Below are 8,266 nucleotides of genomic sequence, written 5' to 3' on the forward strand. Positions count from 1 at the left end.
ATTTGGCCCTGTCATCCACGGCAGCGTTGCAGACACATCCTTGATGAAACCGACCTTTGTGCCCGTTTCAGTTCAGTCGGTCTTGCGCGTGGGCTCCAGACTCCCGACCATCGTAGCCGAGTAGCAGGCATCACAGGCCTCGTGCGGCTCAGCCGGCCACTGGACAACGCTACAGCATTGATCACTCAACCGATTTCGGAGATCGCCGACTTCTCTTGCGTTCACACGCCAGAGATCGCTAGTCTAAACCTGCGGCGCGAAGTTCCTTACATCGATAAAAGCACACGCGCTCAGAAGCGGATCGCAGGCTTTTGTTGTCCACCTGTGTGGTCGCCGGATGCGCCGAAACGTAAGGACTTTCGCCTCGCCGACCGGAGTCGCCGACCGTGCGCGCAAAGCCGCAGAGCAGTTCCCGCAGCCGCATGTTGAGCCGGACCGCCACTTCAAACATACCGCTCATCGGCTTCACAACTCTGGTGCGCTCCGGTAGGGGGCCAGCCCAGCAGCACAGATCGCGACGCCGTCTCTGGCCTGTCAGTCAGGAGTTTGCCACAGCAACGAAAAGCGATTGTCCCTGCCGGTCGATACGGAACAGCACTGGCTTTTTCTGCTGACGGGATTTCGCCCACTCCTCGCGGACGTCAGACGGCTGGGTCATGTTTCGGTTGTTGGCCGACACGATGACGTCGCCGGGCCGGATGCCGCTTTCGGCCGCAAGACTGTTGGGAGCGACATCCTGGACGAACACGCCCGTGGTGTCGGCCTGTAGGCCGAGTTGCTGGCGCGCTTCGTCCGGAATGGCGCTCAGCGACATACCAAGGCGCTGGTCCTCAGTACCCAGGCTTGGAATGGCACCGGTCTGTTCCTCCTGGTCCCTGCGTCGATCGACAGTCAGCGACAATTCCTGGTTTGTGCCGCCCCGGTTCGTTGTTACGGTCACTTTCGATCCCGGCTTCTGGCTTGCTGCCGCCAGCGTCAGGTCATGGACGCCTTGGATGTCCTTGTCGTTGAACCGGGTTATCACGTCGCCGGCCTGGATTCCCGCTTTCTGCGCCGGGCTGCCAGCCTCGACCGAGGCAACCAGCGCGCCCTTGGCGCCCGGCATTCCGAGCGCCTCGGCGATGGAAGGCGTGATCTCCTGAAGACGCACGCCGATGAAGCCGCGCTCGATGCGGCCAGTGCTGATCAGTTGGTCGACGACAGTCCGAGCTGTGCGCGAGGGCACCGCGAATCCAATGCCTATGCTACCGCCTGACGGCGACACGATTGCCGTGTTGACTCCGATGACTTCGCCGCGCGCGTTGAACAAAGGACCTCCCGAGTTACCTCTGTTGATCGAGGCGTCAGTCTGCAGGAAATCGTCGTAAGGACCGGCCTGGATATCGCGAGAGCGGGCAGAAAGGACGCCGACAGTGACCGTGCCCCCGAGGCCGAAGGGACTGCCGATGGCGATGGTCCAGGCCCCTGGTTGCATCGCGTCAGAATCCCCCCAGGCCGTCGCCGTCATGTTGGGCCGAGGCTCGACTTTCAATACCGCGATGTCGGTTGCCGGATCGCGGCCCACCACCCGGGCGGGCGCCGTCTCCTTGTCGGAGAACACGACGTGAATCTCAGTTGCGTCGGCGACGACATGGTTATTGGTGACGATGTAGCCTTCGGGACTGATCACAAAGCCGGAGCCGAGTGCTTCCCGCACCTGGGGCTGGATACGCCCTCCTCCGTCGAAGGGATTGAGAAAGTCGTTGAGCGTCGTTTGATCCTGGATGATCTGCCTGGTCGTGATGGCGACAACCGCGGGCAGCTTCTGACGCACGATTGCGCTGAAGTCGTTCGGAATTTCCTGTGCGGTGGCCGGAGCAAGGCCGCCAGTCGAGAGCATCAGGGCTCCTGTGATCAAGCCAATGCACAAGTTCCTAGAGAGGTAAGACATGACTGGTTCTCCTGCCGGATTCGGGTCCTTGATTTTCGCCCGACGTCAGAACTGAGATTCTCGCCGATTGTTTCACCGGCTGGATAAAATGGTTCTAAGGCGTTGACCACGGGAAATGTGACCCGTGCCAAGCCATTGAAACTTGCTTGAGACGTCCCAAAATTTCGTCTGGCGGGAATCGCGAGAGCCGCCAAACTCAAACACGCAGGAGATTGTCTGAAGCGGAGGACCATCAATGGAAGCAGCCATTTCGACCCATTTTGCCTCGATTGAACCCGTGGCCCCCGATGTTTTTCTGGACCGATTGCTGCATCCGGCACGGCATTTCAAACATCCCCACGACGTCTTGGCCGACGTTGCCCTGGACGGTCAGGAGAAGCGCGCCATCCTTTCGTCATGGGCGTCGGATGCCTGCGCGGTAGAATCCGTGCCAGCGCTTCGCATGCTGCCGGGGGCGGGTGAACCAGTCAGCTTCGATGCGATCATGGATGCATTGCAACAATTGGATCAATCGGACGAGCTTGCCGGTCCTGATGGCAGTGACAGCGCGATGGTGGCCGGGTTCGTGCCATTCATCGATCGGATTTAAGCGCGACCTGATTGTTCGTGAACCATTGACCCGTCGGCGAGTGACCCCGCCGGCGGGGGGTGGCATGGGTGCGTTTCGCCCGGATTGCCGCTGAAAATTTTCCTAATACCTCTTGAAGGTGCAAGTCGCGATTCTAAATTGATGGTCGCCGGTCGCCTGATGGGGCCGGCAAGACCAGGAGGCGGCAAGGCTCTTGGCGCCTCCTATGATCCATGTTGCTCAAAGGAGGATGTGGTTATGAACCTCGATTTTACCCCCCTGTACCGGTCCAGCATCGGCTTCGACCGCATGGTCGACATGCTTGAAAATGCGAGCCGTGTGGCCTCGTTCGACAACTGGCCGCCCTACGATATCGCCAAGGTTGATGATGATGACTATCGCATCACGATGGCGGTCGCCGGTTTCTCGCAGGACCAGCTGACCATCACTCACCAGCCCAACATGCTGGTCGTGAGCGGGTCGCAATCCGGCGATGAGAACGGCCAGTATCTCTACCGCGGCATCAACGGGCGCGCTTTCGAGCGTCGGTTCGAACTGGCCGATCATGTCAAAGTTGCTGGCGCCAGCCTTGAGAACGGGCTGCTGAGCATCGATCTCAAGCGCGAGGTTCCCGAGGAGATGAAACCGCGCAAGGTCGAGATCTCCAGCGGGGCTCCCATTCCGAAGATCGAAGCCCGCAAGGTCGAGACCGAGAAGCTGGCGGCCTGAGCAATTCACGATGAAGGCATCGCTTGAGCCGGGCGTCCGGCCCGGCTCACAGACCTACGAAAGGAGAAAGACAATGAGCGTACGTGATTTGATCCCATGGGGCCGGGGCAACGGAAACTCGGCGCCCAGTCTCTTCCCTGATGGAGATCGAGACCCCTTCGTCTCCCTCCACCGGGAGGTAAACCGGCTGTTCGATGACGCCTTCCGCAGCTTCGGCGCCAGACTGCCGGCCTTCAGTCCCTCTTTTGCCGCCACTTGGCCCAGCGTCGAAATTTCCGACACGGACAAGGAAGTCCGCGTCACGGCGGAAATACCCGGCCTGGACGAGAGCGACATAGAAGTCCTGCTGGACAACGGGGCGCTCAAGCTTAAAGGCGAGAAGCGTTCCGAGACCGAGGACAAAGACCGGCAGTTCTCCGAGCGCTTCTACGGTCGCTTCGAGCGCCTCATTCCGCTCGGCTACGAGGTCGAGGAAGACAAGGTCAACGCCGCCTTCAAGAACGGGGTGCTGACCGTGACCTTGCCCAAGACCGAGCGGGCGCAGGCGAAGGCCAAGCGGATCGCAATCAACGGCAAGAACTGACGCACGGCAGTATGAGCAGCGGCCGTAACGGCCGCTGCTCGTACCACCCTTCATGATAGGAGGGACAGACAATGGAGACAGTTCAAAGCAGCGACATCAGAAGCCCAACCAGGACCTCCGGCCGGCCGGACAATGACAATCGGCCTCGTGTCGACGAGCCGGCTTTGTCAATGGGGCGGTCAGTGTTTCCGGACGGCGTGACGGCACGGATCTACCAGCCATGCCGCTCGGCCACGACCTCGGCAAAGCCCCGTAAGGACTGGCGATTGATCTTCGAACCTCGCACAGCCCCGTTCATCGAGCCGCTGATGGGCTATACGGGCGGCCGGGACACCCTGACCCAGGTTCGACCGGATTTTCCGACGCTGGAGGCGGCGATCCGTTATGCGGAGCGCCAAGGCCTCAGCTACGTGGTGCAGGTTCCATCTTCTGGCTCTCAGGCCAAGGTCAGCAACAGGCAAGCATCGGAGGAGAGGCACGCCTTTTCCGACGTGGTTTGGCAACGGCTACTATTGGCATGGCTTCAGGCAAGCCACAACTATGGCGCTGGTGCAGAGGCAGCGCACATACAGACGGCGCTTTCCGAGCCCGAGACATTCTACGCCTCTCCGATGCAGGTGGTGGATGACCCGGTACTCGCACCCGAAGAGAAATGTGCCGTGCTCAAGAACTGGGCCTGGAACGAGTACCTGATCGACCTGGCCACCGCTGAAGGCATGCCGGAAAATGCACGTCCGACGCGATTGGACGAGGTTGAGCTCGCTCTGCTGGCCTTGGAAGGCAGTACCCAGAGATTCCAGACTCGGCTCAGCCCGGTACGATCCCGGATAGCCGCATGATGGAGGCAAGAATGGACCCACTGATCGTCTTCGACGCCCAACGGACCATCCCGAACCCCTTCGCGCTTGCGGTCGCGGCAGCAGGGCGGGCGCGCGCACTGGCGCGCGGCGCAGCGCCCCGGCTGGCGGCCAGGCCGAAGAGCCGGCCGCATCTCGCATTGAGTGAGATCGCCGGCAATTCGTTCGAACCTCGGGAGATCGAACCCTTCCTCCTGACTGAGCCGATCTCGCCGAAGGACTGCGTCCGTTTCAAATCCGGACCCAAGAAGCTTTGCGGCATCGGGCCGAACAGGCCCGCTGCCGCACCCGCCCTCGACTCAAGGGCGGTACATTGACGTACTGAAACGCAGGAAAGGAGAATGACGATGTTGAAGAATCTCGCTTCCGACAGCAGCAGGCGGGCGCTTGATGTCGTAAACATCCTTGCCGGCATCGCGCTGGCGCTCTCGCCTTGGCTCCTTGGCTATGCTGCCGATGCTGTTGCCGTCTGGCACGCCTTCATCGCGGGCGTAATCACCGTTCTGATCGCAGCGCGCGCGTTGGTGGCGTTCCACAAATATGAGGAATGGGCGAACCTTGTCGTCGGCCTGTGGATTGTGGCCGCACCTTGGGTGCTTGGCTTTGCCGGCCTGGCGGCAGCAATGTGGTCGCACGCCATCGCTGGCGCTGTGGTTGCTGCCCTGGCAGCAGCCAGCCTTTGGCTCGCGAATGACCGACCGCTCTCTGCAGCCTGATCATAGCCGCTGGCGGGTCCGACTCTTCCGGGCCCGCTCTTTTTTTCGCGAGACGATGCCGGCGGCGATGAAGGCGTTGACGTGCCAGAATTGATGCGCTCCGGTTTGACGACCTATATCCCGCGCTGTGTGGAGTGGCCGCAATGGACATGAGTAAAGGAAAACACAACGCTGCTTTCGCTGCGCTGATGCTCTTCCAGTCTATCTACACTGCTACGCCGGTTAGAGGCCTTGCTACGCGACGGCAAGATCGCCGACGTGCAGGTTGGTGGGCCGAGGGCCTCGCGGACAGACGCGCTGGCAGCGGGATGAGGTGCCAATTGCCAAGAGGCTGCTGGGCTCGGCCGGCCAATTCTCTCTTGAACTGAAAAGAGCCATTTCCAATATCCTCTCTGTGCCGAAGGCGTCACGCAGACCGGCATGTTTTGCCGAGGAATCATCCTGCGTCACCCGAAGAGCCACAAGCGCCGCTTTAGGGCTTGAAGGGAGGTCACGATGGAGAGCGCTACGTTCAAACAGCCGATTTTCGTGCGAGATGACAGTTTCGTCCTCAAAAAGATCGGTTGCGTCATGGATGCCATAGAATTTCTGGAAGAATGGCCGGTCGAAAGGCGCGGCCTTCTCCACGGAGCGGCCTGTGATACATGCTACTCGGCGTATGATGGTCGCAAGTCGGTCGAGGCCGCGCACAAGGCGTTTGCGACCTGGGCACGCAGGGTGGGTGTGATCGAAGACGTTCCCTTGGCGCCGTCTTGGATGACAGGGCCGAAGATTGGCAGTGCACACGAACTAACCGTTAAAACTCTCTGCGGCGGCAATCACGCCGCCGCAGCAAACAATCTGCCACGCGCTCACGAGGAGGAGAGGCTCGGTTGACCAGATGACGGACGGGCTGCGCCGGCAACTCGCGCTATCGTATTCGGGGGCTGCGGACGATCGCCCTCCCGCTGCCAACCCCGATGAGCAAAGAGCCTTTCACATCTGCAAGCCGCAGCCGCCGATTGCAGCTCAAGCCGAATGCAGGCCTTCACTGCACCAAAAAAGTCCGCTACACATAAGGCATGGTGCATTCATGGCCTTGCGGACGGGCGAAGCCGTGAGGCGAGACTCGCCCACGCCTCGACCAGTCACGGCACAGCGGATTGAGCGAGTACTCGACCGCGTCGCCGAAATCATTGTGGCACGAGGTGACCATGGTGAGGCATGGCTCCCGTTATACGACCACTTGGAACGCGCCTTGCAGGACCACTGGGCGAAGGAAGAACGTCTTGCCGCAGTGCGTCAGCGGGTCATACGATCCCAGGATCGAGCGGCCACACGATCTTCATAGTTCCTGTTGCCACATCTTCATGTCGCCGTCCTCGCCATATTTCGGCCGGTAGATCGGGTAGCCCATCAACATGCGCCGAAGCTCCTCGCCGAGCCTACCGTTCTTCATGCGGTCTTCGAACGAGTGCGCGGTGAATAGACAGTGTGTATTGTTCTCGACGGCCGCCGACCGCGTCAACAGATGATGATTTGGCAGGCTCGCCTATCGTGCTCTCGGCTAGTCCGCAGGATCGTGCCGAGGAGCCCGGCGACCAATATCTCTGCGAGAGGCTGATAGACAAATCCAGAGACACGGCATGGGCGGTATCGGACACGCGCTGCTTGTGGATTTCGCCCAGCATCAACGATGCCTACAAGGCATCGTCAGCAGCCTCGCGAAAATCTCTGGCGTGCGGATTTTATACGGTCAGTGGTGTCGAGGGCGCGGCGCACGAACACGCAGCTCTCGTCTCTGACCCCTCTGAGCACACGGCGATAGTAATGGAAATGATCGCCCCTCCGTTGCAGGAAGCGGTCGGGAGATGCTCTCCGCGTCGTCTTCCCACGTCTGGGATGCACCATTTGGAAACAGCCGCAAGGCCGACTGCCTGAGCGTGCGGATCACGCGGCCGCAGCTCAGGGCGCAGCAGTCCGCGTTGCCCACCCCCCACTTAGCAGCCCTGTGCCTTCAGGGACCGGACCATCCGCACGACAACAGGTCATATGGTTTCTTTTCCGATTTCCTGTAATTAATTATGAAAAGCGCGGCGCGGTCGCCGCAGACCGTGATTGCGCGGACATAGCGGATCTCGCCATTCTTGACACCCGAGTAGCTTGCCCATCTGGATGTTATGCGCCGATAGGTCAGTCGCCAACCGGACTTTTTGTCCTCTATCATGCGGTGCTCGATCTCGGCGCGAAAACTGGCTTTGCCCAATTGTCCGCCCCAAACGACTAGGGACGCTTCTCTCGGCCCCAGAAAAGCCGCGCCTTGATCCGAGTGCTGGGTGAGGACGAAACCTGGAGGAATATCGAATGTAAAGCCAAGCTGCCGGACGCCAAAGGGCTGCCATGCTTCGGCCCGAAGCAATGTGGTGCAATAGAGACAGACTGTAAGGCCCAGCAAGAAGTGTCGCATCGCTCTGATTTAGCGTCGGCTAACATGGCGACCAGACCGACATGGGGTCCGCGACGTAAAATGTGCAGTTCAAAGCGGGCTTCCCTCCGCGTCAGTGGGATGATCACTGAGGTGGCGCCGGAACTTACCTGATCCTTGAGCCGGCGAACCGATGATGCTGGAGGGGCTTTGAGCCATAGATGGTTCTAACTATAGCCGAGCAAATGGCGAAGCCCAACTATCGGCAGCTAGACGGTCCATATCATGCAAGGGCCGCCGCGACCCAGGCGATCGCGGGAGAGCCGCGCCGCTATTTTCAGCCAAACTGTGTTCCATGGTCGAATTCTCCCCAGGTTGACTCGAGAGGACGGCGGGCGCAGACGTTCACGCGGACGGGCATCGACTGGTCATCGCCGACACATGGTGCGCATCCCCCACAATCCACATCTCGGTAAGCG

8 protein-coding genes are annotated in these 8,266 nt (G+C 60.4%); 7 read left to right on the forward strand and 1 reads right to left on the reverse strand.

Annotated features, from left to right (window positions below; translation table 11 throughout):
- Positions 1 to 538: 538 nt before the first annotated feature.
- Complete coding sequence (locus tag EN990_RS34175; RefSeq protein ID WP_245461868.1) at positions 539 to 1,879, reverse strand: Do family serine endopeptidase; 1,341 nt, start codon at positions 1,877 to 1,879, stop codon at positions 539 to 541.
- A 286-nt stretch (positions 1,880 to 2,165) separates the two neighbouring features.
- On the opposite strand from EN990_RS34175, the gene EN990_RS34180 reads away from it, so the two are divergent.
- The 7 genes from EN990_RS34180 (at position 2,166) to EN990_RS34210 (ending at position 6,259) form a co-directional block, all read left to right on the forward strand.
- Entirely contained in the window at positions 2,166 to 2,519 is a 354-nt protein-coding gene (locus tag EN990_RS34180; RefSeq protein WP_127367034.1) for a hypothetical protein, read from the forward strand.
- Positions 2,520 to 2,756: 237 nt separating this feature from the next.
- Positions 2,757 to 3,227, forward strand: a complete 471-nt coding sequence (locus EN990_RS34185; RefSeq protein WP_127367036.1) for an Hsp20 family protein — start codon at positions 2,757 to 2,759, stop codon at positions 3,225 to 3,227.
- A gap of 73 nt (positions 3,228 to 3,300) precedes the next feature.
- On the forward strand, positions 3,301 to 3,810 hold the full coding sequence (locus EN990_RS34190; protein ID WP_013525023.1) for an Hsp20/alpha crystallin family protein: 510 nt from the start codon (positions 3,301 to 3,303) through the stop codon (positions 3,808 to 3,810).
- 170 nt (positions 3,811 to 3,980) lie between these two features.
- On the forward strand, positions 3,981 to 4,649 hold the full coding sequence (locus EN990_RS34195; RefSeq protein ID WP_245459338.1) for an NADH dehydrogenase ubiquinone Fe-S protein 4: 669 nt from the start codon (positions 3,981 to 3,983) through the stop codon (positions 4,647 to 4,649).
- Between the two features lie 11 nt (positions 4,650 to 4,660).
- Entirely contained in the window at positions 4,661 to 4,984 is a 324-nt protein-coding gene (locus EN990_RS34200) for an RNA polymerase rpb6 (RefSeq protein ID WP_127367032.1), read from the forward strand.
- A 30-nt stretch (positions 4,985 to 5,014) separates the two neighbouring features.
- Entirely contained in the window at positions 5,015 to 5,383 is a 369-nt protein-coding gene (locus EN990_RS34205) for an SPW repeat protein (protein ID WP_127367035.1), read from the forward strand.
- Positions 5,384 to 5,878: 495 nt separating this feature from the next.
- The gene (locus tag EN990_RS34210) at positions 5,879 to 6,259 is read left to right on the forward strand and encodes a DUF982 domain-containing protein (RefSeq protein WP_024505614.1); all 381 of its coding nucleotides are present in this window, start codon (positions 5,879 to 5,881) and stop codon (positions 6,257 to 6,259) included.
- The last annotated feature ends 2,007 nt before the right edge of the window (positions 6,260 to 8,266 follow it).

It is taken from the genome of Mesorhizobium sp. M7A.F.Ca.US.005.03.1.1 (assembly GCF_003997975.1).
GTDB lineage: Bacteria > Pseudomonadota > Alphaproteobacteria > Rhizobiales > Rhizobiaceae > Mesorhizobium > Mesorhizobium ciceri.